Source organism: Streptomyces sp. SID10853, assembly GCF_010548145.1.
Lineage (GTDB): Bacteria > Actinomycetota > Actinomycetes > Streptomycetales > Streptomycetaceae > Streptomyces.
The window spans coordinates 1-1,913 of sequence record NZ_JAAGLN010000462.1 but is presented as its reverse complement, the minus strand read 5'-3'; the positions used below and the strand labels follow the sequence as shown (position 1 = coordinate 1,913).

The 1,913-nt window shown below is 74.8% G+C and carries 1 protein-coding gene and 1 pseudogene; both read left to right on the top strand.

Annotated features, from left to right (window positions below; translation table 11 throughout):
* A pseudogene (locus G3I19_RS37910) lies at positions 1-114 on the top strand (wyosine base formation domain-containing protein); the annotation flags it as partial.
* Positions 111-1,913, top strand: a 1,803-nt coding sequence (locus G3I19_RS36310) for an acyclic terpene utilization AtuA family protein (RefSeq protein ID WP_164267920.1), incomplete at its 3' end; no start/stop codon positions are given. The pseudogene G3I19_RS37910 and the gene G3I19_RS36310, both read left to right, overlap by 4 nt.

Below are 1,913 nucleotides of genomic sequence, written 5' to 3'. Positions count from 1 at the left end.
CGCGACGACCTGGCCCTGCGCGCGACGGGCGCCGACGCCGACCGGTGGCTCGGGATCGCGCAGGCGTTCGCCGGACCGCCCGGCGCCGGGCGCCCCGCGAAGGGGTCCGCGTGAGGCCGCTGCGGATCGGGAACGCCTCCGGCTTCTACGGCGACCGGTCCGGCGCGCTGCGGGAGATGCTCACCGGCGGCCGGCTCGATGTGCTGACCGGGGACTACCTCGCCGAGCTGACCATGCTCATCCTCGGCCGCGACCGCCTCAAGGACCCGCGCGCCGGCTACGCCAGGACCTTTCTGCGCCAGCTGGAGGAGTGCATCGGTGAGGCGCACGACCGCCGGGTACGGATCGTCACCAATGCGGGCGGCCTCAACCCGGCCGGACTCGCCGACGCCGTACGGGAGTTGAGCGAGCGGGTTGGTGTCCCCGTACGGGTCGCCCATGTCGAGGGCGACGCCCTGCCGCTGCCGGACGGCGCGCTCACCGCCAACGCCTATCTGGGCGGCGCCGGAATCGCCGCGTGTCTGCGTGGCGGCGCGGATGTGGTGGTGACCGGCCGGGTGACGGACGCGGCGCTGGTCACCGGGCCCGCCGCCTGGCACTTCGGCTGGGGACCCGACGACCTCGACCCGCTCGCGGGCGCGGTGGCCGCCGGGCATGTGCTGGAGTGCGGGACCCAGGCGACCGGCGGCAACTACTCCTTCTTCACCGGGCACGACATACGCCACCCCGGCTTCCCCGTCGCGGAGATCGCAGCCGACGGATCCGCCGTCATCACCAAGCACGACGGTACGGGCGGGGTGGTCGACATCGGGACGGTGACCGCCCAGCTGCTGTACGAGACGGGCGGCGCCCGGTACGCGGGGCCCGACGTCACGACCCGGCTCGACACCGTACGGCTGACGCAGGACGGGCCGGACCGGGTGCGGATCTCCGGCGTACGGGGAGAGCCGCCGCCTCGCACGCTCAAGGCCGGGGTGACCCGGATCGGCGGCTGGCGCAACGAGGTCGTGTTCGTGCTCACGGGACTCGACATCGAGGCCAAGGCGGCGCTGGTCCGCGCCCAGGTGGAGGACGCCTTCGACGCGGCGCCGGAGGGCGGTCCCGGGCGGCGCCGCCCGGCGGATGTGCGGTGGGAGGTGGTGCGTACGGACCGGGCCGACGCCGACAGCGAGGAGTGCGCGAGCGCCCTGCTCCGCCTCGTGGTGCGCGACAGCGAACAGGAGGCGGTCGGGCGGGTGGTGAGCGGCGCCGCGATCGAGCTGGCGCTCGGCAGCTACCCGGGATTCCATGTGACGGCGCCGCCCGGGAAGGGCGCGCCGTACGGGGTCTTCGACGCGGTGTACGTGGACCGGGACGCGGTGGAGGAGGTGGCCGTACTCCCGGACGGGGAACGGGTGCTGGTGCCGGGCCCCGCCCGTACATCGGCGTCGGCGCCCGCTGTCGGGCTCGCTGTCGGGCCCGCGCTGCCGGAGCCGCTGCCCGCCGCCCTGCCCGACGGTCTCACCGGGGGCGGCACCGTACGGCGTGTCCCGCTCGGGAGGGTCGCCGGGGCCCGCAGCGGCGACAAGGGCGGCGACGTGAACGTGGGGGTGTGGGTGCGCACGGACACGGCATGGCGGTGGCTGGCGCACACGCTCACCGTCGAGCGGTTCCAGGAGCTGCTGCCCGAGACACGGGGTCTGGTGGTGGTGCGCCATGTGCTGCCGAATCTGCGGGCGTTGAACTTCGTGGTGGAGGGCCTGCTGGGGGAGGGCGTCGCGGCGCAGGAACGCTTCGACGCGCAGGGGAAGGGGGTGGGGGAGTGGCTGCGGAGCCGGCTGGTCGACGTACCGCCGGAGGTCGAGGAGTACGCAGGAGGTGGAGCGGCAGCCGTACCCGTAGCCGCACCCGTCGCAGACAGAACCACCCCCGCC